This is a genomic window from Pseudoalteromonas sp. 120-MNA-CIBAN-0494, from assembly GCF_040308885.1.
GTDB classification, from domain to species: domain Bacteria; phylum Pseudomonadota; class Gammaproteobacteria; order Enterobacterales; family Alteromonadaceae; genus Pseudoalteromonas; species Pseudoalteromonas nigrifaciens.
Genome location: NZ_JBEOOE010000190.1, coordinates 1 through 255 on the forward strand (window position 1 = coordinate 1; position 255 = coordinate 255).

General features: G+C 37.6%; 1 pseudogene. It reads right to left on the reverse strand.

Annotated elements, in window-relative coordinates:
- Nucleotides 1-145: pseudogene (locus AAEY55_RS18475) on the reverse strand (transposase); the annotation flags it as partial.
- Nucleotides 146-255 lie beyond the last annotated feature (110 nt).

A 255-nucleotide genomic window follows, 5' to 3' on the forward strand; every position in this document is an offset into this window, starting at 1 on the left:
TTTTGCTGTCTCGGTAGTCTTTATAACTAAACGTGACATCATCTTTTTTTACTTTCTTAAGCCGTCCTTCATGCAACATGCCTTTACGTGTGTAGCGTCCAAGGTATTTCAACACTGTTTTAGCTTCGGTCAAATTCACTTTGCTGTGTACACACCATTATTTTGTCATTAACAATTCGTTTTGATGTATCGTTAGTTTATGCTCCCTAATGGCTGCTAGCATTTTTGCTCTAAACACGACTGCTAAGGCTTTTA